Origin of the sequence: Paraburkholderia sp. USG1 (genome assembly GCF_031570135.1) — a bacterium.
Taxonomy (GTDB): domain Bacteria; phylum Pseudomonadota; class Gammaproteobacteria; order Burkholderiales; family Burkholderiaceae; genus Paraburkholderia; species Paraburkholderia dioscoreae.
Map to the genome: position 1 here is coordinate 211,239 of NZ_JAMWXW010000012.1, position 24,996 is coordinate 236,234.

Sequence of the window (24,996 nt, forward strand, 5' to 3'; positions counted from 1 at the left end):
AAATCTTGAATCGCGTGAATCAGCCTGGCCGCCAAGCGGACGGCTTCGCGATCCAGCCCACGTAGTGCATCTTTTCGATATTGTCTTTGTCAATCGCAATAGGGGCGTGCGTTTCGTTCACTGAGATGAGGTGCACTCGGCCCGCGCGCTCGTACAGAAATTCCTTCACCATGACTCGACCGTCTTTCGATTTGACCAGGACTTCATCGCCAGGCTCGATCACGTGGTTCGGCTCAACCACCACGAACTCACGATCTTTGATTCGCGGCCGCATCGAGTCGCCAACGCAGCGGAGCGCGTACGCATCCTTGTCCTCGGTCGGCGATGCAACGAACCCGTCGCCGTAACCGACGGGGTATTCGATGTCGACAAAATGTCCGTTATCGCCCAATTGAGCAAACCCCACCACCGGCGCCCCGCGCCATTTAAGATCCGTGATCGGGTCGAACGCATCTGCGTACCGTACGGCCACCCCCGGATCTCCCTTACCCTTGAGCAGCCAAACCGAATTCACGCCATAGGTATTCTGTATTGCGACGGCCTGAGCCATCGAAATATCGGGGCCAATACCGCCAAGCCACAATGCGGCCGTTTCTACGCCGACGCCCGTCACGGACGCAAGCTCTGTCGGCGACACGGACTTATCGCTCAAGGCGCGGCGCAGGCGGTGCGACGTTGTTTCCCCGGCAGGCAGTGTATCCCGGTCGGATTCAGGTTGCGTTTTGATTACTGCTTTCTTTCGGTCGCTCTTCGACGAATCGGTAGCGCTGCTGGCGTGGTTGGCGGAGGTCGCACTCGATGCCGTCATAGGCAGCTCACCAGTTTCCAGCCACGTCGCACTGCACCCGATCTTCTTCTGCGCGTCCAGCATCCCGCCTTTTGAGATGCCCCGGCGCTGCCAGTTATTTACCAGTTGCTCCGAGATATTCAAAAATTTGGCGAGCTGAGCCGGCCCCTCGATTTTGTGGAGGAGGCGCGCTGCTTCGTATAACCGTTCCATTGTCGCGTGCATGCGCGCAATGGTCGCCGAAGTAAACGTTTTGTTGTTCAACGGCGCGTTTAAACCGCTTGCGGCAAAACTAAACGTGGTGTTTAATAGCGACTCATGAACACCGCCACCTTCACTGTCGATGCCGACCGCCGGCTGATTGAGAGCCTCGGCGGTCCCGCCAAACTCGCCAAGCTGCTCGGATTCGATCCGGACGGCGGAACTCAGCGCGTCCAAAACTGGAAGGTGCGGGGCATTCCCGCCGGCGTTCGACTCGCTCGGCCCGACATCTTCCTGACTAACGCCGTGATCGACAAGGCGGCCTAGCATGGCGCTAACGGCAACCGAACAGAAGCAGATCCGCGAGGCGCTGTGCGCAATCGCCGTGCGCGGCGCGCGCCATCCAGGCGAATACGACGCGGCGCGTACTGAACTGGTGAAGCAGTTCGAGGCGTTGAAAGTGGCTGCAGCGCAATCAGCAGAAGCAAAGAAGTAACTGCCGCCGTCCCATCGGGCGCGGCAGCAGCAAAGTTTCCCCATAGCGATTTCATTTTTATCCTTCCCCGTTTTCTTGTTGTTGATCTGCACTTTAGTAGTCCTCACCGCAGTGCACAACGTTCAAGTGGAGTCGATGTGAACATCACCGACGCAGCATATGCAGTAGCACACGACTATCCGGGCGGCACTGAGTCGCTCGCGCCTCGCCTGGGAATGTCCGGCGCCGTGCTGCGCAACAAGGTCAACCCGAACAACACAACCCATCACCTGACGCTCGCCGAGGCGGTGCGGATGTCGCAGATCACCGGCGACATCCGTATCGCCGAGGCGATTGCGAACGAACTCGGTTACGCGCTGATCCAGACGCCACGCATGGAGGACTGCAACGACGCGGCGATCGTCGAGTTGATGGGCGCCGCTTGGGCCACGCACGGCGACGTCGGCAAGGAAATCTGCAAGACGCTTGAGGATGGCCGCGTTGAGACGAAAGAGGTCGAGCGCGTCGAGTCGCGTATTTACGCCCACGCACAGGTGCTGTTCAACATTTCCGCGCGCCTGCGCGGCATGGCGGAGTGACCATGCGGACCACACACACGCAACTGGCCGGCTATGACTCGGTCACCGGCACGAAGCGCTGCACGCAGAAGCAGATGATCGCCGACCTGTTCTACAGCAAACACCTGACGCTCACGCGCCAGGAGATCGCCGATCGCACGAATCTTCGCCTGTCGAGTGTCTGCGGCCGCGTGCGCGAGCTGCTCGACGACGAGACGCTGCAGGTGCGTGGCGAGCAGAAGTGCGCGGCGACCGGCGTGATGAACGAGATCCTCGGATTGCCAATCGAGGTGGCCGCTTGAGCGTCAAGCTGATGACCGCAGTATTTGATCGGTACCCGGAGGGTGGCGGCGAGATGCTCGTCGCGCTCAAGCTGGCCGATCATGCCGACGACGACGGCACGCATATCTATCCGTCGATCAACTACATCGCTGAGAAGACGCGCCAATCGCCCCGCGCAGTGCAATACCAAATCCGCCGTATGCAGCAGACCGGCTTCCTCCTGCTGGTGGCAAACGCCGGCGGTGGACGAGGCCGCGCGCGCGAGTACCGCATCAATCCTGACTGGATAAACGGTGCAGAACTTGCACCCATTCCGTCTGGCTCAAAGGGTGCAGAAAATGCACCCAATGGAAAGGGTGCAAACGGCGACACAAAGGGTGCAACTGACGACAGAAAGGGTGCAAACGAGAGCACTAAAGGGTGCAAAGCTTTTGCACCCGAATCATCAGGAACCACCATAGAACCGTCAAAGAACCATCAACCCGCGCGGCGTGCGCCGCGAATTGCGTTGCATGCCGAACTTCTGAACGTCGATTTGCCGGACTGGTTGCCGTTCGAGTCGTGGGACATGTGGTGCGACCACCGCGAGGCGAAAGAGAAGAAGGCGGACGTGCCCTGGACGCGGCCCGCCTGCAAGGTCTCGCTGAAGAAGCTGGCGAAGCTGCACGAGCGCGGCGCCGATGTCGTTGCAGCGATTGAGGAATCGGTTCTGCGCGGATGGACCGGAATCTGGGAGTCGAAGGACGACGCTGCGCCGGCGAATGCGGCGTCGGTGCCTGTGGACTGGTGGAAAACCGAGAGCGGCATCGTCGCGCGAGGCGTCCAGTTCGGCTTTGTCCGGAAAGACGGCCAGTTGTTCGACCAGTTCAAGGCGAAGGTTTTCAGGGCGGCCGGCCCGGGAGAGTGGATGGAGGAAATGCTCCGGACGGTGGCGCGCGAGAGCAACGAGCGCTACGAGGCCCTGTACGCCTACTTCAACGACATTCCGCGCGAGAAGGTCGCGCAAGCGGAGGCAGCTTGAACGGTTTCGAATTTATGGTCGCCCATCCGTGGCTGACGGCGATCCTCGCGTTCGCTATCTCGGAGACGGTTATCTGTGTGACAAAGATCATCGCGATTGCGTTCATCCAGAGGCGTCGATGACGAAGCGCGCACCTTGGCCGATGGTGGTCCCGACCGGTACGACGACTGTCGGCACCGCACGCGTACGCGACGACTCGCGGCCGGCCATGACGACGGCGCAACGCCGCATCTACGAGTTGACCGGCAACCCGCCGCAGACGAGCGCGCTCGACGATGTCGAGGATCCGTTCCCGGCGCATCGCCAGCACCCGGCCACGCTCGGCGCGAAGAAGCCGGCGAAGTATCGCAACACGAAGTGCGAGCACGAGGGCATCAAGTTCGACAGCCAACGCGAGCGGTCGCATTGGTTCCATCTGATCCAGCAGCAGGCGGCCGGCGAGATCAGCGATCTGCGGTTGCAAGTCGCGTTCGTGCTGACCGAGCGCAAGCAACGCGACGACGGCACGTGGGAGCGCGCGTCGAAGTACGTCGCCGACTTCACGTACGTCCGTGACGGGAAGCTGGTGGTCGAGGACGTCAAGTCGGAGGCGACGCGGAAGAACCGCGCCTACATCCAGAAGCGCAAACAGATGCTCGACAAGCACGGCATTACGGTGAAGGAGATCTAGCACATGGTCAATCGAATCATGAGCGCACAGCGGCGCGAGGTATGCGAGTTCCTGATGATGTATCCGGGATCGACGATCGCGGACATTGTCGAGGGTACGTGCGCTCCGTACGACAGCATCAAAAAGCGGCTTCGAGCGCTCAAGGCGAGCGGTCACGTCAAAGGCAGCGAGTCGAGCTATCGATCGTCGTACCAACTAACCGGCAAGCCCTTTCCGCGAGTCGCCGATTACCAACCGAACGCCCGCTATGCGGCGAGCAAGGCTAGTCGTGAGTCGCGCGATGCGATCGTCGGCGGACTGTGCGCGGCTATGCACGCTATGGTGATGAGAGGGAGAGCGTCAGCGTGACCGATCGCGAGGAATTCGATGCTTGGTTTGACGCCAAATTCAACGCCGAGGCGGTCGCGCCATCGCTGCGCGAGCTCGCATTTCAATTCTGGCGCGAAGGTCGGCTCTCCGTGCTGGCCGCGAGCGGCGTATCTGTCGAAATGCACTGCTTGCCGGAGGCATCATGAAGCGCTCGGCACCACTGCAGCGTAAAACGCCCCTCGCGCGCGCGGGATTCAAGCGCAAAGAGCCGGGCGTATTCAAGGCGCAGCTCGACCGCAACACGAAGAAACTCACGCGCTCGACGTTCAAGCGCAAGGCTCGCAAGCCGAAGGCCGGCGACGACAAGCGCATGCGCGACGCGTGCCGCGACGAGCCGTGCTATCTGCGCATTTCTGGTGTCTGCACGAGCGACCCGACGAAAAGCGTGCCGGCACATCGCAACGAAGGGAAGGGTATGGGTCTGAAGACGCCCGACTATTTCACAGTGCCGGCGTGCCCGACGTGTCACCACGAATATGACCAGGGCAAACGCTTTCTGCGCGAGCACAAGCGGGCGCTTTGGAACATGGCGTTCGCACGTTGGGAGCCGATGCGCGCGACCAAGCTGGGATTGGAAATGCAGGAGGCAGTGTAATGCAGGTGTTTTCGCACATAGCTCTAAAGTCGGTGCGCTCGGTACGAGGCCGCCGCCAGACGAATTTTTATAGCGATTGGTTCAATGTTGTGCGCTTGTTCGGTCCGGTGCGTGAGTCTCATGAGCGCGGCACATTCGGGCGCGGCTATATCTACGCCGACATCGAGATTCCCGAGGATCTGCGCGCGCATGCGTCCGTGCTATTCAATGGGGACGGCACTGCGCGCGTGCAGGTGTGGGTGAACACACATCGAAAGACTCTGGCGCCAGTGCTGGATAGGCTCGCCGACGGTGACGCGGTGATTCACGTGAGGGACATGTTATGACGCCAGCTAAATACCAGTCGGCATTAAGCGCGCAATCGGCGATTGCGAAGAAGGTTCTCGAGATGGTGCCGATTCAGCAAGCGTGGTCTCGCAACGAAATCGCATCGCACCTCCGCCGCGTCACGAAAAGTTCGCCCGATGTTGCGGTTCTCGACGGCTGCCTTGTACGACTCAAGGACGCCGGCCTGATTCGCGAGCGTTCAGTCGGGTTGTACCAGCGAGTCGAAATCAGGGAAAGGGAGGTATTGCACGTGGCTGCAGAAATCAAGGGCGACCCTCAGAAGGCAGTCGATGAACCGGCGAAATCGCCGATCGACATTCTTTCGAGCCTGTCGGAACGCGCGCGCTCGATGGCGACAGCCATGATTGTTCTGGCATCGGACATCGAAACGGCGGCGCTCACGATCGAGCAGGGCAATGCCGAAAGCAATGCGAACCTCGACAAGCTGCGCCAGCTGCAGGCGTTACTCAAGAGTCTGTAAGGGGAGTCTTATGAGCGATCCAGTACAAAAAATGGTGAACGTGTCTACCGCCAAGAGAATGGTCGATTGGATGGTCGAGCACCACGGGCTTTCGGAAAAGTCACGAGAGACCGTCGAAATGAATCTGCGCGAGCAAATGAAGTGGCACCGGCTGCAGGGCCGCCTCGATGGCGGCGGATGGTTGAATTTCTTTGCGACGCTCATGGGCCTCAAGCAGTCGCCGTTGGCGCTGGAAAAACCCGAGACTCTTTGGGATAAGCCATGAGCGAGATCAAGATCCACACGGGCCGCACCAACACGCAGACCCATCGCGCCGTGCTTGGCGTCGACGAAATCAAGCAGATCCTTGCGCGGGAAGTCTGCGCGGCTGCCGACGTGCAGATGGACGCCGACAGCACGCGTGTGAATGTCCAACTGAGCAGCCGCATGGGCAATTACGGTTCCGAATACGAAGCGGTTGTCACCGTGACCGTCGACTACGAAAAGATGCCGACAGTGGCCGAGGATTCGAAATGAACGTGAGCGAACTGAGCGGCGCGCAGCTCGATTGCTGGGTCGCGCGCGCCGAAGGGTTTCGCGCGGAAGTGGTGAAAGCGAACGGCATGGAGTTTTGCCGTATCGACGTCGAAACAGTCGGCCACCAGTTCTACCAGCCGACGCAGAACCCGACGATCACCGCGCCGATCCAGTTCCGCCAACGCTACACCCTCTATCCGCTCGACGAGATCAGCAGCAAGGGTGCGGGCACGCGGCGCGTGTGGATTGCCGAAGCGCAGATGAATCCTGAGTTCCACGACATGTTCCGCGATGAGCAGCCGCTCGTGGCCGTGTGCCGATTGCGCGTTGCCGAAGCTGCTGCCGCGGGCTTGATCGATTTGGCACGTGCCAATTAACAGGGAGAAGCGGATTGAAAACCAACGATCCGGAAATGTCGTCGCAAGAACACCAGACGGCTGATGTCAAGGCCAACGGCTGGGTATGGTGGTGCGCGACGAGACGCCTTTTCGCGCCAACCGTCAAATCGAACATCCTGGCTCGTCTTCAGCCGCCTAGCCGTCCGTCTCGTGGCGAACCGAACGCATTCCTCGATGCCGACATGTCGTACTTCAATATGGCCATTCATGCCTTATGCGAGCAGGGAGTCCACGACGATGAGGCAGAGTGCTTTCTCGGCATCTATTGGTACAACACCCATATCAAGGCGTTGGCCGCGCAACAGCAATGCGCGCGCGGCACCATCTACAACCGGGCGCGGCGGTTCGCTCAACGCGCCGAATCGTTGAGTCGGTCCATTCGCCGTGTGCACGAATCGTTCGTGTCGGAAAAGTGTTCAAAAATAATTGAACAAAATAGTTGTGCTACCGATTGAACACTTCGGGCTAAAATCGTCTTCATTCAGATAGGCTGACTTATTGCCTCCAAGGCCCGCGAAGCGAAAGCAGCGCGGGCTTTTTCTATTTCCGCTTCCAGAAACCATGCTCAAAGCCATCATTCAGAAGATCGCCTCGTGGTTCAGGAGCGAGGCAGCAGTAGTAGAGCAAGACGCCAAGGCAGTCGAATCGACTGTCTTGGCGGATCTCTACACCATCAAGACGCAGGTCGCTGCGAACGGCCGCACGTACATTGCCGGCATCGCATCTCCCATCTCCGCCATTGAGGAAGCTATGAGCACTCCCGCAGCAGCACCGGCAGTAACCGCGCCGCAAGGCAGCAACGTCAACACCGCAGTGCAGATCGCGCTTTCGCTGAAAGCAATCGATGCATCGCTGTCGGTCGAAGCCATTCAGGCCGCAACCACCGCAGCGCTCGCCGCTGCATATCCGGTCGCTGCGTAACACGACATGCCGCGCCTGCGCACATTGGCGACTCGCTTGCAGTCGTTGCCAAGCCGAGTCGCCATTGCTGAGTCGCCGTCATGGCGAACAGGCAAGACCAGCAGCGCCGCGCGCGGCTATGGCTACGACTGGCAGAAGCTGCGCGCCAGACATCTGGCCAAGCATCCGCACTGCGTCTACTGCCTGCGCGATCTCGGCATGGTCGGCATGTCGCCGGCCGATGTCGTAATCGCATGCGCGGAGCGAGGCGTTGCCGAACCGCTTGGCACGATCGGCGATCACATCGTGGCGCACGAAGGCGACGAGCGTCGTCGGCTTGACCCGACCAACATCCAGACGCTGTGCAAGCCCCATCACGACGGCGAGAAGGCACGCAGCGAGCGTGGCCGCCGATAGCGCGCAATCGACGTCTATCGAGTGTAATTATTCGTTCAAATTATTTCCCCAGACTCCTGACGCGACTTTTTGCCTATTTTTTGAGCAGATAGCGCGACTTTTGCACCAGCATAGTGCTATGCCTAAAAAATAGGCAGGGGGTGACGAAAGTTTGAGGGTCCGACCGGCCAAGACCGACCGTTCCCGCACGCGCAGAAAATTTTCCCTTTTGGAGTTTTTGTTAATGGCTTTAACAGCGAAAAAGAGGCGTTTCGCCGACGCTGTTCTGGCCGGCAAAGCCAATAAGGACGCGGCAATCGAGGCGGGATACAGCGCTGCGACGGCGTCGGCGGCAGGGTCACGACTTGTTAAAGACAAGGACGTGGCTCTTTACCTCGCCGCGCACCGGATCCAGCAGGAATCGAAGCCCGAACCGGCTGGAAAATCGGGGAGCACGGCGCGGGCGCCGGTGGACTTCGACATCGACGCGATGACGAGCTTCACCGATCCAAAGGCGTTCCTGATTGCCGCGATGAACGACTGTCGGACGGAGCCGAAACTGCGCGTCGACGCCGCAAAAGCGCTGATGCCGTTCGTGCACGCGAAGGTCGGCGAGGCGGGGAAGAAAGACGCGAAGGCCGAAGCCGCGAAGAAGGCCGCAGGCAAGTTTGCGGCGCTCGCTGCGCCGAAGCTCGTCGTCAATAACCGGAAGTGATGCATGAAATGGTCGACGGCGTGTCCCGACTGGGCCGAGCGGCTCAAGTCGGGGCGCACGATCATTCCGCCGCCTATCTTTCCGGAGCAGGCGGAGCAGGCGCTCGCCGTATTCAAGGAACTGAAGATCGTCGACGCCCCAGGCAGTCCAACGTTCGGCGAGTCGTCCGCGCAATGGGTGTTCGATCTGGTCGCGTCGATCTTCGGCGCGTATGACGCGGACAGCGGGCGGCGGTTGATCACCGAGTGGTTTGTCTGCCTGCCGAAGAAAAATTCCAAATCGACGCTGGCCGCCGGAATCATGATGACGGCCATGATCCTGAACTGGCGCGTGTCGGCTGAGTTTGCGATTCTGGCTCCGACGATCGAGGTCGCCAACAACAGCTTCGCGCCGAGCCGGGACATGGTGAAGCACGAGGAGGAGCTCGACGATCTGTTCCAGGTGCAGACGCACATCAAGACGATCACGCATCGCACGATGGGCGCGACGTTGAAGGTGGTGGCCGCCGACTCGAACACTGTTGGCGGCAAGAAGAGCGTCGGCACCCTGGTCGATGAGGTGTGGTTGTTTGGCAAGCAGCCGAACGCAGAGAACATGCTGCGTGAAGCGATCGGCGGATTGGCCTCGCGCCCGGAAGGCTTCGTGATCTATCTCACGACGCAGTCCGACGATCCGCCGGCGGGCGTTTTCCTGCAGAAGTTGCGCTACGCGCGCGACGTGCGCGACGGGAAGATCGATGACCCGTGTTTCGTGCCGGTGATCTACGAGCACCCGCCGGAAATGGTGAAGCGCAAGGAACACCTGCTCGTCGAGAACCTGGGCATGGTCAATCCGAACCTCGGCTACTCGGTCGACCAGGCGTTTCTGGAGCGGGAATTCCGGAAAGCGAAGGAAGAGGGCGAAGCGTCGTTCCGGGGATTCCTCGCCAAGCATGCCAACGTCGAAATCGGGCTTGCGTTGCGCAGCGATCGTTGGGCGGCATCAGAGTTTTGGGAGGATGCCGCGCGAGTGCCCGGCGTGACGCTCGAAGATCTGATCGAGCGCTGCGAAGTGATCGACGTCGGCATTGACGGCGGCGGCCTGGACGATCTGCTTGGGCTCGCAGTGGTCGGCCGTGAGCGCGGCACGCGCAACTGGCTCGCGTGGACTCACGCATGGGCGCACCCGTCTGTATTCGAGCGTCGCAAGGAGATCGCCGACACGTTGCGCGACTTCGAGAAAGAGGGCGATCTGACGGTCGTCGAGCAGATCGGCGACGACGTCGAGGAAGTCGCGCAGATTGTCGCAACGATTCACCAGGCGGGACTGCTGGATAAGGTAGGCGCCGACCCGGCCGGTATTGGTGGCGTGCTCGACGCGCTCGGCGCTGCGAAGGTGCCGGAAGACAAGGTGATCGGCATTTCGCAGGGCTGGAAACTGTCCGGCGCAATCAAGACGACCGAGCGACGCATCGCCGCGGCGAGCGGCCGCGGCCTCGACGAAGGTATCGGCGACGGCGGAGTGCTGGTTCACGGCGGGCAGCGAATGATGGCGTGGTGCGTCGGCAATGCGCGCGTGGTGCCGGTCGGCAACGCCGTGAACATCACAAAACAGGCCAGCGGGACGGCGAAAATCGACCCGCTCATGGCTATTTTCGATGCGGTATCGCTTATGTCGCTCAACCCGCCGGCGCAAGGCCCGTCGGTATATGAGTCGCGCGGTATCCGGTTCCTTTGAGGTGTGAATGAGTTTGTTCGATTTCTTCCGGCGGGGTCACCAGCCGGAGGCCCAAACTCGTCCTCTGCCTGATCCGCCGCGCGCGGAGCCCTCGCTTCCGCGCGCCGAGTTGCCGACTGGAGGCGCGACATTCACGGGTTTAGACGATCCTCGTCTGCTCGAATACATCCGGCGTGGCGAATTGGACGGCCGCGACCCGCGAGCGGCGCATGCACTGCGAAATATGGCTGTCCTGCGCTGCGTGACGCTGATTTCCGAGTCGATCGGCATGTTGCCGTTGAACCTGCAGAGCAGCGACGACAAAAAGCAGGTGCAGACCGACAACCCGGCGCACCGGCTGTTCAAGTACAAACCGAACGACTGGCAAACGCCGATTGAATTCAAGAGTCTCCTGCAATTGCGAGCGCTGCTTGACGGCCAGTCGTTCGCTCGAGTTATCTGGTCAGGAAATCGGCCAATCCGCCTGATTCCTATGGATCGCGGCTCGACGAAGCCGCGCCTCACGGCCGCGTGGCAAATAGTCTACGACTACACGACGCCGGCCGGCGACAGGATCGAGCTGCAGGCGCGAGACGTTTTCCATCTGCGCGACCTGTCGCTCGACGGCATCAATGGAATTTCTCGGGTGAAGCTCTCGCGCGAAGCGCTTGAGCTTGCTGAGCAGGCAGAGCGCGCGGCGTCGCGCACGTTCCGCACAGGTGTGATGGCGGGTGGTGCGATCGAGATCCCGAAAGAGCTTTCCGACAACGCGTACAAGCGCATGAAGGAATCGCTCGCTGACAACTACTCGGGCGCAGAAAACGCCGGTAGCTGGATGCTGATCGAGGAGGGCGGCACAGCCAGGCAGTTTTCGATCACAGCGGTATCGGCGCAACAGATCGAGACGCGGAATCACCAGATCGAAGAGGTTGCGCGCATGTATGGCGTGCCGCGTCCGCTGCTGATGATGGACGACACGAGTTGGGGCAGCGGTATCGAGCAGCTGGCCATCTTCTTTATCCAGTACGGCCTCGCACATTGGTTCATCTCGTGGGAGCAGGCCGCGGCGCGCAGCTTCATTCCCGAAAACCAGCTCGGCATGCAGCAGTTCAAGTTCAACGAAGGCGCATTACTGCGCGGCACGCTCAACGATCAGGCGTCTTTCTTCTCGAAGGCGCTGGGCGCCGGCGGTCAGGCGCCGTGGATGTCGCAGAACGAAGTGCGTGAATTGTCCGACCTGCCGAAATCCGACGATCCGCAGACCGATGCGCTACGCAATCCAATGACACAGAAACCCAAGGGGACCGGCGATGAGCCTGCTCAGCCTGCCTGAAATCCGGGCCGACCATCGGCTCAACACCGCGCAATACGACGTGCGCCCCGACGCGCTGGAGAAGTGGGAACCGGGCGTGCGCGCTGCGGCCGGTGACGACTCGGCGTCGATCTCGATTTACGACCAGATCGGTGACAACTGGGAAGGCACCGGCATCACGGCGAAGCGGATCAGCGCCGCGCTGCGCAACATCGGCGCGCGCAACCTAACGGTCAACGTGAACTCGCCGGGCGGCGATTTCTTCGAGGGCGTCGCGATCTACAACCTGCTGCGCGAGCACAAGGCGAAGGTCACGGTCAACGTGATGGGTATCGCCGCGTCGGCCGCGTCGGTAATCGCGATGGCTGGCGATGAAATCCTGATGGGTGACGGTGCGTTCCTGATGATCCACAACGCCTGGACGGTAGCGATCGGCAATCGGCACGACATCGCGCAGGCGGCCGAGGTTCTTGCGCCGTTCGACGCGGCAATGGCGAAGGTCTATTCGCAACGCGCGGGTATCAGCGAGGCGGAGGCAGCCGCACTGATGGATAAGGAAACATGGATCGGCGCCGATCAGGCAGTCGCGGACGGATTCGCGACCGGGCTGCTCGATAGCGCGCAGGTCGCAAAAGACACGAACGCGAGTGGCAGTCGCAAGGCACTCGCGCTCATCGAAGCGTCGATGGCGCGCGCGGGTTACTCGCGCGGCGCGCGTCGCGATGCTCTCAAAGCCCTATTCGACGGCACGCCGGGCGCTGCCGCTGAAAACGCCATGCCGGGCGCTGGCGACGACGTTGCGGCGACGCTGCAGAACCTCATCAACGCTCTTCAAGGATAAGTCCATGAGCAAGAAACTCCTGATCGCCGCGCTTGCGGCAACCCTGGCTGGTACGGCCGGCGCAGTCCCGCGTGGCATTGTCGCAGTGCGGGCCGATAGCGGCCCCGGCGACGTCAAGGCTCTCGTCGAAAGCGTCAATCGCGCGTTCGAGCAGTTCAAGGCTGAGCACACGAAGCAGCTCGACGCCGTGAAAGCCGGCCTGCCTGCGGCTGACATTACCGCGAAGGTCGAAAAGATCGGTGCCGATCTGGATGCGTTCCAGAAGGCGCTCGACGAGCACAGCATCAAGATGGCCGCGCTCGAAATGGGCGGCGCTGGCGGCACGAAGCTGCGCGACGCGGAGTATACGGACGCCTTCAAGGCGCACGTGAAGAAGGGCGAAATCAACGCCGCGCTGAACAAGGGCGCCGACGAGCAGGGCGGCTACCTGACGCCGGTCGAATGGGATCGTTCGATTACCAACAAGCTCGTGCTGATCTCGCCGATGCGCCAGATCTGCCAGGTGCAATCTGTTTCGAAGAATGGCTTCTCGAAGCTGTTCAATATGGGCGGCACCGCAAGCGGCTGGGTGGGCGAAACGGATGAGCGTCCGCAGACGGGCACTGGCACGCTCAAGTCGCTCGCATTCGCTTCGGGCGAGATCTACGCGAACCCGGCCGCGACGCAACAGATCCTAGACGACGCCGAGATCGATCTCGAAGCGTGGCTCGCCAACGAAGTGCAAACGGAGTTCGCGAAGCAGGAAGGCACCGCGTTCCTCGCAGGCGACGGTGCGAACAAGCCGAACGGCCTGCTGACCTACGTGACCGGTGGCGCAAACGCGGCCGCTCATCCGTTCGGCGCGATCAACGCCGTCAACAGCGGTGCGGCGGCGGCGATCACGTCGGACGGTGTCATCGATGTCGTGTACGACCTGCCGAGCGCCTTCACCGGCAACGCACGCTGGGCGATGAACCGTAACACGCAACGCCTCGTGCGCAAGCTGAAGGACGGCCAGGGCAATTACCTGTGGCAACCGTCGTATGTGGCTGGTCAGCCGGCGACGCTCGCTGGCTACCCGATCACGGAGATGCCGGATATGCCGGATGCCGCAGCCAATGCCATCGCGGCGCTCTTCGGCGACTTCCAGCAGGCCTACCTGATTGTCGATCGCATCGGCGTTCGTGTGCTTCGCGATCCGTACACGGCGAAGCCTTACGTGCTGTTCTACACGACGAAGCGTGTCGGCGGCGGTCTGCTGAATCCGCAGCCGATGCGCGCGATGAAGATCGCCGTAGCAGCGTAATCGAATCTCCGTAGAGTGGTGTGGCTTAAGGGGCGTCTTCGGACGCCCCTTCTTTCTTGGAGGCAGATATGCCGAAGTTCATCAAGCCGTTCCGCGGCGTGCCGGATGGCGAGATCTATCCGAAGCAATTCGAAGCGGGCGACGAATGCCCGTCCGAGCTCGAGGCTGGCGCGAAAGAAGTCGGCGCGCTCGAAGGCTCGGAAAAGCCGGCGAAGGTCGCCAAGTAAACGATGGCGCTCGTCGATCTCAGTCTGGCGCTCGGTTTCCTGCGGCAAGACGCCGGCGTCGAGGATGACGTCGTGCAGGCACTGCTCGATGGCGCGACGCAGTCCGCGCTCGACTATCTGAACCGTCAGGTATTCGAGGACGACGAGACGCTGGCCACCGCGGTCGCTGCCGGCACCGCCGGCGACAACCCGATGGTCGTCAACGGCGCAATCAAGGCGGCGATCCTGAAAACTGCCGGCGAGCTCTATGCAAACCGCGAGGATTCGTCCATTGGCACGCTGGTGGAGTTGCCGTTCAACGCGCGGACGCTGCTGCGGCCGCACCGAATCGTGCCGGGGATCTGATGCGCGCGGGCGATCTCAACCGGCGCGTGCGCATCGAGCAGCGCGGCCAGGGTCAAGATGATCTCGGGCAGCCGATCGACACGTGGACCGAGGTCGCGACCGTGTGGTGCAACGTGCGCATGCTCACCGGCAAGGAAACGCTGACGTCTGATTCTGAAGTCGCCAGCGCCACCGCAAGCATCCGGATTCGCTATCGGACGAACATCGACAACGGCATGCGTGCCGTGCTGCTCAAGTTCGTCGGCGGCCAGCCGGTCGACGACCTCATTTTCAACATCCTCGCGCCGCTACCCAATGTTGCGAGCCGGGAATACACGGATCTGGCCTGCTCGGCCTTTGCCAACAATGGCTAGTGCGGAGTCCGTTACCTTCGCCGCGATCAAGACGCTGGCCGGCGGCCACGTCTATCCGGACGTTGCGCCGGCAGGCGCGTCCACGCCGTACATCGTCTATCAGAGCGTTGGCGGCGTCGACGAAACGACGTTCGACGGCACCGATACGCTGCAGAACAGCCGGATGCAGGTAGCGGTGTGGTCCGCGACCCGCGCCGAGGCGGCATCAATCATCAAACAGGTTCGTGCCGCGCTGACTGCCGAGCCTGTTGCAGGCGTGCCGATTGGCGCGCCGGTGAGCGTCTACGAAGACGCCACCAAGCTTTACGGCAGTCGGCAGGACTTCTCAATCTGGTATCAGGAGTAAAACCATGACCAGCACAGCAATCAGTGCGCAAGGAAGCAAATTTTCCATCGACACGGCGGCCGATGGCGCCACCGATCCGACGTGGACAGCAGTAAAAAACGTCAAGTCCTATAGCGGCTTCGACGGCAGCGCAACCGAAATCGACGTCACGGACCTCGATTCGGAAGCGAAGGAAAAAATGCTCGGCCTCATCGACAACGGTTCGTTTTCGATCGACGTCAACGTCAATATGGCCGATCCGGGTCAGGCCGCGCTGAAGGCGGCACAGAAGGCGTCGACGCTCGAGAAGTTCAAGCTCACGTACCCCGACGGTTCGAGCGATACCTTCTCGGCCTATGTGAAGAGTTTTCCCGTGTCGGGATCGACGGACGCTGTCATCACCTCGACGGTCGCTCTTACCATCTCGGGCGCTGTGACGACGACCGCGGCGGGGGCTTAACACATGCTGACCAGAGAGCAGATTTTCGCTGCACGTGACCTCGCGACGGAAGACGTCGAGGTGCCGGAGTGGGGCGGCACGGTTCGTATCACGGTTATGAGCGGGCGAGCGCGCGAGGCTTTGATGGATGCTCTCGCGGAGCCGCAAAAGACCTCGCGATTCCAGGCTCTGATGTTGTCGAGCACGATAGTCGACGATGCTGGCTCATCGATCTTCACCGCCGATGACGTCGAGCAGCTTCGCGAGAAGAATACCGACGTGCTGACGCGGCTCGTCGAGGTCGCAATGCGTCTGAACAAGATCGGTGCGAAATCGACGGAGGATGCGGAAAAAAACTCCGAAGCCGCCCCGAGCGGCTCTTCTGGTTCCGACTCGCCCGCGAGTTGAAGATGTCAGTTGCGCGCTGCCAGGCAGAAATTAGCAGCGCCGAATTCACTGACTGGTTGGCGTATCACCAGATCGAGCCATTTGGCGAACAGATGGCCGATCTCCGCGCCGGCGCGATAGTCGCCGCAATCTACAACGTCAACCGCGATACGAAGAAGCGGCCCGACCCCTTCGGACCATCTGATGTCATACCGTGGTTAGGAGGCTTGACCGCCAGGCCCGAACCGGAGCCGGTGCTGTTCGATGATCCGGTGGCGCAGACGAATATGCTCCGCGCGGAGTTATTTGGAGGTCGGAATGGCAAGGCTGGTTGAAACCAGCAATCCGGACGGTTTCCCGGACCTTCTGCGCAAGATGGAAGGTGCTCTTGGCGAATCCACCATCCGGAAGGCCGGCGCAGCCGCCGCGACCGTTGTCCTCGATGAGGCGCGGCGACGTGTTCCGGTTGGTCCCGGGGCGCACCACCAAGGTATCAAGCAGTTCCCGGTCGGATTCGGTCGTGATTCATTGCTGGTTACGTTTCTTCCTGAAAAATCGGTGGTCGGGCGGCAAGCGACGTATCTGGTCACCTGGTCTGCAGATGCGTACTACCTGCGGTGGATCGAGTACGGAAGGTCCAATGCTGCGGCACAACCATTTTTCCGGCCAGCAATTGACGCAACAAAGATGGCACAGGACTACGCAGTGATTCAGGAATTCGACAAGGCGATCACGGAGGCAAAGCTTGGCTAACGAAACGCGGTATGAGGTCAGCGTCGGCGCAGATGGCGTGGCGACCGGGCTGCAGAAGGCGCGATCCAGTTGGACCGCCTATACCGCGACGGTGGAAGACGCTGCAAAGCGCCAGGAGCAGGCGCAAAAGGCGATCGATGAGGCGCGCGAGAACGGCATCGACGTCAACAATCGCATGATGAACGCGACGAAGCGGTTCATCGACTCGCTTGCTCAGGAAGCGGCGACAGCCGGGAAGACGCGCGCCGATCTGTTGCAACTTAAAGCCGCCCAGATGGGCGTCTCCGATGCGGCTGCGGGGTATATAGCGCAGATCAAGGCGGCATCCGATGCAACCACATCGGCGAGTGGTTCGGCGCACGAATTCAGTTTGAATTCCGCCGCGGCGCGCCGCGAGCTGGCGGTGCTGGCGCACGAGGCCTCTCAGGGTTCGTGGAAGAATTTCGGTGGTTCGCTGATGGTGCTTGCCGAGCGAACGGATGCGCTGTCGGTGGTGATGAGCCCGCTCGGAATAGCGATCGGCGCTACCGTTGGTGCAATCGCATTGATGACGCACGCGGTAATCGAAGGTTATACGCAATATGCAGCATTCGAGAAGGCGATCACGAGCACGAACGGAGCGCTCGACGTCTCAGCGGGTCAAATGCAGTCTATCGCGGCCACGTTCGAGGACGCGAAAACGTCGTTCTCAGCGGCTCGCGAGACGCTCGCGGCGGTTGCGGATACGGGCCGGTTCACGGGTGACGATCTTGCCCTTGCCGGCCGCGCCGCGATCGCGATGGGCGAAGACACTGGCGTCAGCGCGGACAAGGCCGTTGAATCGCTCGTGAAGCTGCACGACAATGTGCTCGAATGGCTGACGGCGTATCAAGAGCAGCATCACACGTTCTCCGCGGCGCAGGTCGAAGAGATCGAGAATTTCGTGCGCGCGGGCGACGCTGCGTCGGCCCAGAAGGCGGCGATGCTGGATCTCGTCAGCGCACACGAGCAGGTGGCGGCGTCGGCCGAGAAGAATGTCGGCATCGTCATGCAGTATTGGACCGACTGGGGGCGCATCATCGATCGCGTGAAAAACGCGATCATGACCATCGGCGTTCCGGACAGCCTCGAAAAGCAGGTGGGCGACCAGCTGGCGCGCGTCGAGCAGGCGCAACGGAACTTCGACCAGCTCAAGGGGGCATCGTCGTTCAGCGTCGACGCCGCAAAGCAAACGCTCGCGGCTGAAACCGAAAAGCTCAACGTGCTGCGTGACCAGCAGGCGGTACAGTTCAAGACGCAGCGTGGCGCGGCGCAGCGCGCGGCCGGCGGAGACGCTGCTGTCGCGGTCAACAAGTACGTCAACGACACGAAATACGCGTCGCCGCTCGAGCAGCGCACGCTCGCGATCAAGCAGGAAAACGCGGCCTACGCCGAGGCGACGAAGGACGTCGACAAGACGTCTGCCGATTTCGTTGCTGCCGAGAAGCGGCACGCGGACAACCTTGCCGAGATCGACAAACAGTACCAGAGCCGCAACGGCTCGAAGGCTGCGGCAAGCGCGGCGGCAGCGGCGGTCCAAAATGCGATCAGCGCGCAACTGGCGGCGCTCGACCAGCAGCAGAAGGACATCGAGACGAAGCTTAAAACTTCTCTCGATCACATCAAGAGCCTGCAGGATCAAGGTCTGATCACGCAGGAGGATGCGCTCAAGCAGTTGCATGATGCGCGCGCGGCGGCACTCGATCAGGAGCTAAAGATCGAGCAGCAAGAGGTCGTCATCGCCCAGGGCAAAAAGCAGAAATCGGCGATGGAGAAGTATGCAGGCGAAGTCAAGGCGACGCAGGACAAGATTGCGGCGAACGACCAGCAATTCACTGATGACTCGGCGAAGCTGGCGACGAAGCGCGCGGCGGACCTCAAGGTCTACACCGATGCACTCAGTCAGCAGTTGCAAACGCAGCAGGCGGCTGCCGATCAGACGTTGGGCGGCCTCGCGCTGGGATCGAACGATCGCGCAGACTACGACAAGCAGATCGCGATTCGGCAGGACTATGACCGCAAGGTCGCGGATCTCGCCAAGCAGCGCACGACGAACAAAATCGGCCCGGAGCAGTACGCCGACGAACTTGCCGCAACGCAGGACTATTACGACAAATCGGTAGCCATTGCCGTGAAGTCGTCGGCAGACATCCGTGCAGCAAACGCGGACTGGACGACCGGCGCGAAGCGCGCGATTGCTGATTATGCCGACAGCGCAGCAAACGTCGCAGCATCGACGGCGTCGACGTTCCAGGAGGCTTTTCGTGGAATGGAAGACGCGTTCGCGTCATTCGTGACGACCGGAAAACTCAACTTCGGAGACCTCGCGAAAAGCGTCATCGCCGACATCGCGCGCATTCAGGCTCGCGCCGCGATCTCGGGTCTGTTCAGCGCTGCGGCATCCGCTGTCAGTTCGTATTTTTCGGGTGGAGTCAGCACGACGACCGGAGTCAACTCGTATGGATTCCATCTCGCCACTGGCGGACCGGTCTATGGCCCAGGCAGTTCGACGTCCGACTCCATACCCGCGTGGCTGTCGAACGGCGAGGGCGTACTGAATGCTGCGGCAATGCGCAAACTCGGCGTGGCTGGCCTTAACGCGCTGAATAACGGCGCGGCGGTGCACAGCGCGGCGCATTTCGCAACGGGCGGCTTCGTCGGAGCCGCTGCCGCAAATTCTGTGGCGCCGCGCTCTGGCAGCGATGTCAGCCTTACGGTGCAAACGAGCGATGGGGCAGGCGGATTGACCGCCGAAGATGCCAGGTGGCTGCAGGGCCAGCTCAAGAATCTGGTCGACGCGCGTATCGCGGCCAAGATGAAGGGTCAGGGCGGCTATGCCTGGCAGCAGAAATACGGGTCGGTGGGCTGATCATGGCGACGCAAACATTCACGTGGTCGCCCACCGTTGCCGGCTCGTCGGGCGACGCCACGCTGCTCGTGAACAAGGCACAGTTCGGCGACGGCTACGCCCAGCGGTCACCCGATGGACTGAACAACCGCTCGTCGTCGTACAGCCTCACGTTCGTGGGCGACGCGGCGAAGATCTCGGCAATCATGGCTTTCCTCGACGCGCGCGCCGGCGGCGAGGCGTTCTACTGGACGCCGCTGCTGCGCCCTCAATCGCTGTTCACCTGTGAGAAGTACACCGAGCCGACCAAAGACGGCGACGTGTACACGATGACCGCGCAGTTCGATCAGACGTTCGATACAACCTCAGCTTCATAGGCACTATGAGCTCTCTACAGAAAGTCAACCTCGGCACGCCACCGAAAGCCGAGGACGGCGATGCCGTGCGCGTGGCGAACGTGAAGGCAAACGCGAATGTCGACGTCCTGAACGCTCAGTCTGCGCTCACGAGCGCGGCGCAGCTGGTCGACAGCGCTCAGGCGCTGACGGCTGCTCTGCATCTCGGTCGGCGGGTCAATATCTCTCTGGCCGTAGCCGGAATCGTTCAGGTGCCGGCCGCCGCGACGTGTGGTACCGACGGCGTCATGCTGCTGCGCAATATTGGCGCTACGGTAGTCACGCTCGCAATCACGACGGGGTCGGGCGACACGCTGTCGCTTTCGAAGTTGAACCCCGGCGAAACCGCGCTGGTGGATACTGACGGCGTGCATGCGTGGACTGTTTTGATGCGCGGGCGCACGAATAGCGATAACGAGACGGTCAACGGCAATTGCGCAGTAGGCGGCAATGAAACCGTGGCGGGCGCGCTTGGGGTGATCGGTCTCACTACGCTAACGGGTGGCGCGTCATTCGGTGCTGGTGGTCAAGCGACAATCTCCGCCGCTGGCGCGTACTCCGGCGTAAGTGCCGCGTATTCCGGCAATGTGACGGTGGGCGGCACACTGGGCGTTACCGGCCAAGCCACATTTACGCTGCGGCCCACGTTCGCGAGTAACACGCCGTGGGATAGCGGGAATCTCCCTAGCCCGGCGTCCAGCGTTGGAATGGTGAGCGGCGCGACTGTCGCGGCTGGGCGTGTGGGCGAAATCAAGATAGCCTCGCAGCCCTCTGGCGGCTTGTCTGCCGGCGCTGCCGCCGCTGTAATCGGCGTCCTGCTGACACCGGGAAACTGGCTGGTATGGGCCACTGCGGCCATCAACGTATCCTCTGGAAGCGCCTCCGACTTTACCATTGGCGTGAGCACAACATCAGGATTCGCGGGCATCGGCACTTATGTCAGCTCCGCAGCTAGTGCTATATCCGCCACCCTCGCAACGCCGCCCGTTCCCTATAACGTATCTAGCAGCACAACGGTGAACGCGGTAGGACGTTGCAACGCCGCCGCTGGCGTCAACTGCACGATCTATGCTATGCGGATGGTCTAAATGACCATCACCGCCGACCTTCAGCAGCTCGAGCCGGGCAACAAGATCGAACTGTTCGAGGTCGATTGCACCGCCATCGGTGGCGACATGCTGCGCTTTCACGCGCACCTGCAATCGACGTCGATCTTTTGGCAGGGCAACGAGTACAAGCCGTGGCCGATTCAGGCAACTGGCTTCGAACACACTTCGGACGCGCAGCAGCCTTCTCCGACGCTGACTGTTGGCGACATCAACGGCACGATCACTGCGCTGTGCGTCTATCTCGAAGACATGGTCGGCGCGAAGGTGACGCGCCGGCGCACGCTCGCGCAGTACCTCGATGCCGTGAATTTTCCCGACGGCAATCCGACGGCCGATCCCAACGAAAGCATGGCGACGGAGATCTGGTTCATCGAGCAGAAGAGCAATGAGCAGCCGGGTATCCAGGTGCAGTTCACGCTCTCGTCGCCGACCGACTTCGGCGGCCAGCAGGTCCCGGCTCGGCAGATCGCCGGCCTGTGTGGATGGAAATACCGCGGGCCTGAATGCGGCTATGTCGGCATGGCGTACTTCGACAAGAACGACCAGCCGGTGAGCGATCCCGCGCTCGACCGGTGCAGCTACAAGACCAGCGGTTGCGAATGCCGCTTTGGCGTCAATCAGCCGCTCCCGTGGGGCGGATTTCTTAGCGACACCCTTTCCTGATGAACGAGCAGACCCGGAACGCGATCGCGGAACACGCGCTCGCGGAATACCCGCGCGAGTGCTGCGGGCTCGTGGTGTTGCGCGACGGCGCGGAAACGTATGTGCCGTGTCGCAACGTCGCGGCGCGCCCGCAGGACGACTTCAGCATGGCGCCCGAAGATTACGCGCGCGCCGAGGACATGGGCCGGATCGTCGCGGTGGTGCATTCGCATCCCGGCGCGTCGGCGCGCCCGAGCGGCGCCGACCGAAAAACATGCGAGCAGAGCGGCATCGACAGGTGGGTGATCGTATCGCTTGGCGTGCAGGGCGACGGGTCGATCGCGCTCGACGACTGGTTTGAGTTCGGACCGAGCGGTTATATCGCGCCGCTGATCGGCCGCCAGTTCGTGCACGGCGTGCACGACTGCTACGACCTGATCCGCAGCTATTACCAGCTCGAGCGCGGCGTGACGCTGCCCGATTTCGAACGTCCGGATAACTGGTGGGATGACGGCGTATCGAACCTCTATCTCGACAACTTCGGGAAGGCCGGCTTCGCCGACATGGGGCAGGACGCTGCGCTCGAAGTGGGCGACGTGCTGCTGATGCAGATCCGCAGCAGGAACGGTGTGCCAAATCACGCCGGCGTCTACCTCGGCAACAACGTTCTGCTGCACCACATGTACGGGCAGCTTTCTGGCCGCACCGTCTGGGGCGGCATGTGGGCGCACAGCCTGCGCACGGTCCTTCGATACCAGGGATAAGCAATGAGCGAAACACTCAGAACCGTACGCCTTTATGGCGTCGCGGGGACCCGCTTCGGCCGCGTCCATCGGCTCGCCGTGTCATCGACGCGCGAGGCGATCCGTGCGCTGTGCGTCGTGGTGCCGGGCTTCGAGAAATTCCTGATGAACGCGAAGGACAACGGGCTGACGTTCGCGGTCTTCTCCGGCCGCAGGAATCTCGACGAGAAAGAACTCGAGTACCCGGTCGGCAGCGAGGAAATCCGCATTGCGCCGGTGCTGATGGGCAGCAAGAGCGCGGGCCTGTTCCAGACGATTCTCGGCGCCGCCCTCGTGGTGGTCGGCGTGGTCACCAGCGAATTCGGCGGCGGCGCGCTGATCGGTCTCGGCGCGTCGCTCGCGCTCGGCGGCGTCATGCAGATGCTGAGCCCACAGACGGCCGGTCTCGCGGGCACCGGGCCGGATAACGGCACGTCGTATTACTTCAATGGCGCGGTCAACAGCTCGGCACAAGGCGAGCCGGTCCCGCTCGTCTATGGCCGCGTGCGCGTTGGCTCGAAAGTCATCAGCTCCGGTATCTACGCCGAAGATCAGGCATAAGCATGCGCATTCAAGGTTCGAAGGGTGGTGGCTCGGGCGGTTCGCCCAGCGAGTCGCCGGATAGCCTGCACTCGATCGCTTATGCGCGCGTGCTCGATCTGGTGTCGGAAGGGCCGATAGCCGGGCTGGTGAATGGCCTGCAATCCGTCTATCTCGACGATACGCCGATCATCAACGGCGACGGGTCAAGCAACTTCTCGAACTACAGCATCGACTACCGGCTCGGCACTCAGGATCAGACCTATATGTCTGGGTTCCCTGCGGTCGAGAACGAAGATGCGGTGAGCGTGCCGCTGACGTCGGATACGCCGTGGGTGCGGCAGGTCGAGAACACGCAGCTCACCGCCGTGCGCATCCGGTTCGGCCTGCCGGCGTTCCAGAAATCGGATTCCACAACCGGGAACGTCACGGGCTATCGCGTCGAGTATGCGATCGATCTGGCGACCGATGGCGGCTCATATGCGCAGGTGGTGACCGGCGCGTTCGACGGCAAGACGACGACGCTCTACGAGCGAAGCGTGCGCATCGAGCTGCCGCCGGCGGCCACCGGCTGGCTCGTGCGTGTGCGCCGCATCACGCCGAACGCCCACAGTTCGCTGATCGCCGACACGATCAACATCGAGGCGATCACCGAGATCATCGACCGCAAGTTGCGGTACCCGATGAGCGCGCTGTTCGGCCTGTCGTTCGATGCCCAGTCGTTCAGTTCGGTGCCGACGCGGGCCTACGACATCAAGGGCCTGCTGATCCGTGTTCCGTCGAACTACGATCCGGAGGCGCGCACGTACTCCGGCGCGTGGGATGGCACGTTCAAGACCGCATGGTCGAACAACCCGGCGTGGATCTTCTATGACCTCGTGCTGAACACGCGGTACGGTCTCGGCGCTCGCATTGATGCGTCGATGGTCGACAAGTGGGGGCTCTACGCCATCGCGCAGTATTGCGACGTGATGGTGGCGGACGGTAAGGGCGGTCAGGAGCCGCGCTTCACGTGCAACGCCGTCATCCAGTCACAGGCCGACGCGTACAAGGTGCTGCAGGATCTGGCGACGACGTTTCGGGGCATTGCGTACTGGGGGCCGGGCTCCGTGGTCGCGAGCGCCGATATGCCGTCCGATCCGGTCTACGTGTACACGGCGGCGAACGTCGTGGGTGGCAAGTTCCAGTACGTCGGTTCGGAGCGCAAGACGCGCTACACCGTCGCGCTGATCAGCTGGAATGACCCGGCGAACGGCTACAAGCAGGCTGTCGAGTATGTGCCGGATGACGACGGCATTGCGCGTTACGGCGTCGTCAAGGCGCAGATCACCGCGTTCGGCGTCACTTCGCAGGGGCAGGCGCACCGGGTTGGATTGTGGACGCTGCTGACCAGCCGCTACGAGACGAACACGGTTTCTTTCCAGGTCGGCCTTGACGGAACACTTTGCGCGCCGGGACAGGTCATCGCGGTAGCGGATCCTGCAAAAGCCGGCCGACGGATCGGCGGCCGCGTCCGCGCTGTGAGCGGCCGAACCATCACGCTCGACAAGGCGCCCCCCGTTGCCGCGGGCGACTCGCTCACGGTGATCCTGCCGACGGGCGTCGCGCAGAAACGCACCGTGCAGTCGGTCGCCGGTGACGCGGTCACGGTGTCGGACATTTTCGACGTGACACCTGTGCCGAACGCAGTGTGGATGATCGAGAGCGCCGACCTCGCGTCGCAACTCTTCCGCGTGGTCAGCGTGCAGGAAGGCGACGACAACGGGCAAATCACCTACACCGTCAACGCAACGCAGTACGAGCCCGGCAAGTACGCGGCGATCGACAACGGCGCGGCCATCCAGGTGCGACCGATCACAGTCGTGCCGCCGTCGGTGCAGCCGCCGCCGACCGGCGTCACGGTCTCGACTTATTCGGTTATCGACCAGGGTATTTCGAAAACCATCATGGTCATCGCGTGGAATGCCGCGGACAAGGCCGTTTCGTACC

General features: G+C 61.8%; 36 protein-coding genes. 35 read left to right on the forward strand and 1 reads right to left on the reverse strand.

Features of this window, described 5'->3' with window-relative positions:
* Positions 1-19 precede the first annotated feature (19 nt).
* Positions 20-1,576: a S24 family peptidase gene (locus NE850_RS18120; protein WP_310699049.1), complete on the reverse strand. Its 1,557-nt coding sequence runs from the start codon at positions 1,574-1,576 to the stop codon at positions 20-22.
* 45 nt (positions 1,577-1,621) lie between these two features.
* Here NE850_RS18120 and NE850_RS18125 point away from each other — a divergent pair, with 45 nt between their 5' ends.
* The 35 genes from NE850_RS18125 to NE850_RS18295 all read left to right on the forward strand — a co-directional run.
* Positions 1,622-2,062: a phage regulatory CII family protein gene (locus NE850_RS18125; protein ID WP_310699050.1), complete on the forward strand. Its 441-nt coding sequence runs from the start codon at positions 1,622-1,624 to the stop codon at positions 2,060-2,062.
* A 2-nt stretch (positions 2,063-2,064) separates the two neighbouring features.
* Positions 2,065-2,343: a hypothetical protein gene (locus tag NE850_RS18130; RefSeq protein WP_310699051.1), complete on the forward strand. Its 279-nt coding sequence runs from the start codon at positions 2,065-2,067 to the stop codon at positions 2,341-2,343.
* Complete coding sequence (locus NE850_RS18135) at positions 2,340-3,344, forward strand: helix-turn-helix domain-containing protein (protein WP_310699052.1); 1,005 nt, start codon at positions 2,340-2,342, stop codon at positions 3,342-3,344. Before NE850_RS18130 ends, NE850_RS18135 begins: the two co-directional genes overlap by 4 nt.
* Positions 3,345-3,462: 118 nt before the next feature.
* Positions 3,463-4,014: a DUF1064 domain-containing protein gene (locus NE850_RS18140; protein ID WP_310699053.1), complete on the forward strand. Its 552-nt coding sequence runs from the start codon at positions 3,463-3,465 to the stop codon at positions 4,012-4,014.
* 3 nt (positions 4,015-4,017) lie between these two features.
* On the forward strand, positions 4,018-4,362 hold the full coding sequence (locus NE850_RS18145) for a hypothetical protein (RefSeq protein WP_310699054.1): 345 nt from the start codon (positions 4,018-4,020) through the stop codon (positions 4,360-4,362).
* Entirely contained in the window at positions 4,359-4,529 is a 171-nt protein-coding gene (locus NE850_RS18150; protein WP_310699055.1) for a hypothetical protein, read from the forward strand. The genes NE850_RS18145 and NE850_RS18150 overlap by 4 nt, the downstream gene beginning before the upstream one ends.
* Entirely contained in the window at positions 4,526-4,978 is a 453-nt protein-coding gene (locus NE850_RS18155; protein WP_310699056.1) for a nuclease domain-containing protein, read from the forward strand. The genes NE850_RS18150 and NE850_RS18155 overlap by 4 nt, the downstream gene beginning before the upstream one ends.
* Positions 4,978-5,304, forward strand: coding sequence for a hypothetical protein (locus NE850_RS18160; protein ID WP_171915464.1), 327 nt, complete (start codon positions 4,978-4,980; stop codon positions 5,302-5,304). Before NE850_RS18155 ends, NE850_RS18160 begins: the two co-directional genes overlap by 1 nt.
* A 62-nt stretch (positions 5,305-5,366) precedes the next feature.
* The gene (locus tag NE850_RS18165) at positions 5,367-5,786 is read left to right on the forward strand and encodes a hypothetical protein (RefSeq protein WP_310699057.1); all 420 of its coding nucleotides are present in this window, start codon (positions 5,367-5,369) and stop codon (positions 5,784-5,786) included.
* A gap of 10 nt (positions 5,787-5,796) precedes the next feature.
* Positions 5,797-6,051: a hypothetical protein gene (locus tag NE850_RS18170; protein ID WP_310699058.1), complete on the forward strand. Its 255-nt coding sequence runs from the start codon at positions 5,797-5,799 to the stop codon at positions 6,049-6,051.
* The gene (locus tag NE850_RS18175) at positions 6,048-6,302 is read left to right on the forward strand and encodes a hypothetical protein (protein ID WP_310699059.1); all 255 of its coding nucleotides are present in this window, start codon (positions 6,048-6,050) and stop codon (positions 6,300-6,302) included. Before NE850_RS18170 ends, NE850_RS18175 begins: the two co-directional genes overlap by 4 nt.
* Positions 6,299-6,679 carry a phage protein NinX family protein gene (locus NE850_RS18180; RefSeq protein ID WP_310699060.1) on the forward strand — a complete coding sequence of 127 codons (381 nt, stop codon included), beginning with the start codon at positions 6,299-6,301 and terminating at the stop codon, positions 6,677-6,679. The genes NE850_RS18175 and NE850_RS18180 overlap by 4 nt, the downstream gene beginning before the upstream one ends.
* A gap of 14 nt (positions 6,680-6,693) precedes the next feature.
* Positions 6,694-7,155, forward strand: coding sequence for a hypothetical protein (locus NE850_RS18185; protein WP_310699061.1), 462 nt, complete (start codon positions 6,694-6,696; stop codon positions 7,153-7,155).
* Positions 7,156-7,261: 106 nt separating this feature from the next.
* Positions 7,262-7,621, forward strand: a complete 360-nt coding sequence (locus tag NE850_RS18190; RefSeq protein ID WP_310699062.1) for a DUF1983 domain-containing protein — start codon at positions 7,262-7,264, stop codon at positions 7,619-7,621.
* A gap of 6 nt (positions 7,622-7,627) precedes the next feature.
* Positions 7,628-8,017, forward strand: a complete 390-nt coding sequence (locus NE850_RS18195; RefSeq protein WP_310699063.1) for an HNH endonuclease — start codon at positions 7,628-7,630, stop codon at positions 8,015-8,017.
* Between the two features lie 223 nt (positions 8,018-8,240).
* Complete coding sequence (locus NE850_RS18200; protein ID WP_310699064.1) at positions 8,241-8,711, forward strand: terminase small subunit; 471 nt, start codon at positions 8,241-8,243, stop codon at positions 8,709-8,711.
* Positions 8,712-8,714: 3 nt separating this feature from the next.
* The gene (locus tag NE850_RS18205; protein WP_310699065.1) at positions 8,715-10,427 is read left to right on the forward strand and encodes a terminase large subunit; all 1,713 of its coding nucleotides are present in this window, start codon (positions 8,715-8,717) and stop codon (positions 10,425-10,427) included.
* Positions 10,428-10,434: 7 nt separating this feature from the next.
* Positions 10,435-11,739 carry a phage portal protein gene (locus tag NE850_RS18210; RefSeq protein WP_310699066.1) on the forward strand — a complete coding sequence of 435 codons (1,305 nt, stop codon included), beginning with the start codon at positions 10,435-10,437 and terminating at the stop codon, positions 11,737-11,739.
* Entirely contained in the window at positions 11,717-12,559 is an 843-nt protein-coding gene (locus tag NE850_RS18215; protein ID WP_310699067.1) for a head maturation protease, ClpP-related, read from the forward strand. The genes NE850_RS18210 and NE850_RS18215 overlap by 23 nt, the downstream gene beginning before the upstream one ends.
* 4 nt (positions 12,560-12,563) lie before the next feature.
* On the forward strand, positions 12,564-13,844 hold the full coding sequence (locus tag NE850_RS18220; RefSeq protein ID WP_310699068.1) for a phage major capsid protein: 1,281 nt from the start codon (positions 12,564-12,566) through the stop codon (positions 13,842-13,844).
* Between the two features lie 68 nt (positions 13,845-13,912).
* Complete coding sequence (locus tag NE850_RS18225; RefSeq protein WP_310699069.1) at positions 13,913-14,071, forward strand: hypothetical protein; 159 nt, start codon at positions 13,913-13,915, stop codon at positions 14,069-14,071.
* A 3-nt stretch (positions 14,072-14,074) separates the two neighbouring features.
* Positions 14,075-14,416 carry a head-tail connector protein gene (locus NE850_RS18230; RefSeq protein ID WP_310699070.1) on the forward strand — a complete coding sequence of 114 codons (342 nt, stop codon included), beginning with the start codon at positions 14,075-14,077 and terminating at the stop codon, positions 14,414-14,416.
* Positions 14,416-14,769: a phage head closure protein gene (locus NE850_RS18235; RefSeq protein WP_310699071.1), complete on the forward strand. Its 354-nt coding sequence runs from the start codon at positions 14,416-14,418 to the stop codon at positions 14,767-14,769. Before NE850_RS18230 ends, NE850_RS18235 begins: the two co-directional genes overlap by 1 nt.
* Positions 14,762-15,115 carry a DUF3168 domain-containing protein gene (locus NE850_RS18240; protein WP_310699072.1) on the forward strand — a complete coding sequence of 118 codons (354 nt, stop codon included), beginning with the start codon at positions 14,762-14,764 and terminating at the stop codon, positions 15,113-15,115. The genes NE850_RS18235 and NE850_RS18240 overlap by 8 nt, the downstream gene beginning before the upstream one ends.
* Positions 15,116-15,119: 4 nt before the next feature.
* Positions 15,120-15,554 (forward strand): phage tail tube protein, encoded by a 435-nt coding sequence (locus tag NE850_RS18245; protein WP_171913274.1) that lies wholly within the window; start codon positions 15,120-15,122, stop codon positions 15,552-15,554.
* A gap of 3 nt (positions 15,555-15,557) precedes the next feature.
* Entirely contained in the window at positions 15,558-15,941 is a 384-nt protein-coding gene (locus NE850_RS18250; protein ID WP_310699073.1) for a hypothetical protein, read from the forward strand.
* Between the two features lie 2 nt (positions 15,942-15,943).
* Entirely contained in the window at positions 15,944-16,255 is a 312-nt protein-coding gene (locus tag NE850_RS18255; RefSeq protein ID WP_310699074.1) for a hypothetical protein, read from the forward strand.
* Positions 16,239-16,673, forward strand: a complete 435-nt coding sequence (locus NE850_RS18260) for an HK97-gp10 family putative phage morphogenesis protein (RefSeq protein ID WP_310699075.1) — start codon at positions 16,239-16,241, stop codon at positions 16,671-16,673. The genes NE850_RS18255 and NE850_RS18260 overlap by 17 nt, the downstream gene beginning before the upstream one ends.
* Entirely contained in the window at positions 16,666-19,560 is a 2,895-nt protein-coding gene (locus NE850_RS18265; protein ID WP_310699076.1) for a phage tail tape measure protein, read from the forward strand. Before NE850_RS18260 ends, NE850_RS18265 begins: the two co-directional genes overlap by 8 nt.
* Before the next feature lie 2 nt (positions 19,561-19,562).
* On the forward strand, positions 19,563-19,916 hold the full coding sequence (locus NE850_RS18270) for a phage tail protein (protein ID WP_310699077.1): 354 nt from the start codon (positions 19,563-19,565) through the stop codon (positions 19,914-19,916).
* Positions 19,917-19,921: 5 nt separating this feature from the next.
* On the forward strand, positions 19,922-21,022 hold the full coding sequence (locus NE850_RS18275; RefSeq protein ID WP_310699078.1) for a hypothetical protein: 1,101 nt from the start codon (positions 19,922-19,924) through the stop codon (positions 21,020-21,022).
* Entirely contained in the window at positions 21,023-21,706 is a 684-nt protein-coding gene (locus NE850_RS18280) for a phage minor tail protein L (protein ID WP_310699079.1), read from the forward strand.
* Positions 21,706-22,449, forward strand: a complete 744-nt coding sequence (locus tag NE850_RS18285; protein ID WP_310699080.1) for a Mov34/MPN/PAD-1 family protein — start codon at positions 21,706-21,708, stop codon at positions 22,447-22,449. The genes NE850_RS18280 and NE850_RS18285 overlap by 1 nt, the downstream gene beginning before the upstream one ends.
* Positions 22,450-22,452: 3 nt before the next feature.
* On the forward strand, positions 22,453-23,028 hold the full coding sequence (locus NE850_RS18290; protein ID WP_310699081.1) for a tail assembly protein: 576 nt from the start codon (positions 22,453-22,455) through the stop codon (positions 23,026-23,028).
* 2 nt (positions 23,029-23,030) lie between these two features.
* Positions 23,031-24,996 (forward strand): phage tail protein (locus NE850_RS18295; RefSeq protein WP_310699082.1); only part of this gene is annotated, 1,966 nt, incomplete at its 3' end.

Bases quoted from the DNA above. Each gene is read 5' to 3' on its own strand.
- NE850_RS18140 (WP_310699053.1), top strand. From the start codon at position 3,463: ATGACGAAGCGCGCACCTTGGCCGATGGTGGTCCCGACCGGTACGACG.
- NE850_RS18285 (WP_310699080.1), top strand. From the start codon at position 21,706: ATGAACGAGCAGACCCGGAACGCGATCGCGGAACACGCGCTCGCGGAA.
- NE850_RS18275 (WP_310699078.1), top strand. From the start codon at position 19,922: ATGAGCTCTCTACAGAAAGTCAACCTCGGCACGCCACCGAAAGCCGAG.
- NE850_RS18165 (WP_310699057.1), top strand. From the start codon at position 5,367: ATGGTGCCGATTCAGCAAGCGTGGTCTCGCAACGAAATCGCATCGCAC.
- NE850_RS18270 (WP_310699077.1), top strand. From the start codon at position 19,563: ATGGCGACGCAAACATTCACGTGGTCGCCCACCGTTGCCGGCTCGTCG.
- NE850_RS18230 (WP_310699070.1), top strand. From the start codon at position 14,075: ATGGCGCTCGTCGATCTCAGTCTGGCGCTCGGTTTCCTGCGGCAAGAC.
- NE850_RS18245 (WP_171913274.1), top strand. From the start codon at position 15,120: ATGACCAGCACAGCAATCAGTGCGCAAGGAAGCAAATTTTCCATCGAC.
- NE850_RS18280 (WP_310699079.1), top strand. From the start codon at position 21,023: ATGACCATCACCGCCGACCTTCAGCAGCTCGAGCCGGGCAACAAGATC.
- NE850_RS18130 (WP_310699051.1), top strand. From the start codon at position 2,065: ATGCGGACCACACACACGCAACTGGCCGGCTATGACTCGGTCACCGGC.
- NE850_RS18170 (WP_310699058.1), top strand. From the start codon at position 5,797: ATGAGCGATCCAGTACAAAAAATGGTGAACGTGTCTACCGCCAAGAGA.
- NE850_RS18220 (WP_310699068.1), top strand. From the start codon at position 12,564: ATGAGCAAGAAACTCCTGATCGCCGCGCTTGCGGCAACCCTGGCTGGT.
- NE850_RS18145 (WP_310699054.1), top strand. From the start codon at position 4,018: ATGGTCAATCGAATCATGAGCGCACAGCGGCGCGAGGTATGCGAGTTC.
- NE850_RS18235 (WP_310699071.1), top strand. From the start codon at position 14,416: ATGCGCGCGGGCGATCTCAACCGGCGCGTGCGCATCGAGCAGCGCGGC.
- NE850_RS18260 (WP_310699075.1), top strand. From the start codon at position 16,239: ATGGCAAGGCTGGTTGAAACCAGCAATCCGGACGGTTTCCCGGACCTT.
- NE850_RS18160 (WP_171915464.1), top strand. From the start codon at position 4,978: ATGCAGGTGTTTTCGCACATAGCTCTAAAGTCGGTGCGCTCGGTACGA.
- NE850_RS18195 (WP_310699063.1), top strand. From the start codon at position 7,628: ATGCCGCGCCTGCGCACATTGGCGACTCGCTTGCAGTCGTTGCCAAGC.
- NE850_RS18255 (WP_310699074.1), top strand. From the start codon at position 15,944: ATGTCAGTTGCGCGCTGCCAGGCAGAAATTAGCAGCGCCGAATTCACT.
- NE850_RS18240 (WP_310699072.1), top strand. From the start codon at position 14,762: ATGGCTAGTGCGGAGTCCGTTACCTTCGCCGCGATCAAGACGCTGGCC.
- NE850_RS18250 (WP_310699073.1), top strand. From the start codon at position 15,558: ATGCTGACCAGAGAGCAGATTTTCGCTGCACGTGACCTCGCGACGGAA.
- NE850_RS18205 (WP_310699065.1), top strand. From the start codon at position 8,715: ATGAAATGGTCGACGGCGTGTCCCGACTGGGCCGAGCGGCTCAAGTCG.
- NE850_RS18290 (WP_310699081.1), top strand. From the start codon at position 22,453: ATGAGCGAAACACTCAGAACCGTACGCCTTTATGGCGTCGCGGGGACC.
- NE850_RS18175 (WP_310699059.1), top strand. From the start codon at position 6,048: ATGAGCGAGATCAAGATCCACACGGGCCGCACCAACACGCAGACCCAT.
- NE850_RS18200 (WP_310699064.1), top strand. From the start codon at position 8,241: ATGGCTTTAACAGCGAAAAAGAGGCGTTTCGCCGACGCTGTTCTGGCC.
- NE850_RS18225 (WP_310699069.1), top strand. From the start codon at position 13,913: ATGCCGAAGTTCATCAAGCCGTTCCGCGGCGTGCCGGATGGCGAGATC.
- NE850_RS18190 (WP_310699062.1), top strand. From the start codon at position 7,262: ATGCTCAAAGCCATCATTCAGAAGATCGCCTCGTGGTTCAGGAGCGAG.
- NE850_RS18215 (WP_310699067.1), top strand. From the start codon at position 11,717: ATGAGCCTGCTCAGCCTGCCTGAAATCCGGGCCGACCATCGGCTCAAC.
- NE850_RS18155 (WP_310699056.1), top strand. From the start codon at position 4,526: ATGAAGCGCTCGGCACCACTGCAGCGTAAAACGCCCCTCGCGCGCGCG.
- NE850_RS18210 (WP_310699066.1), top strand. From the start codon at position 10,435: ATGAGTTTGTTCGATTTCTTCCGGCGGGGTCACCAGCCGGAGGCCCAA.
- NE850_RS18180 (WP_310699060.1), top strand. From the start codon at position 6,299: ATGAACGTGAGCGAACTGAGCGGCGCGCAGCTCGATTGCTGGGTCGCG.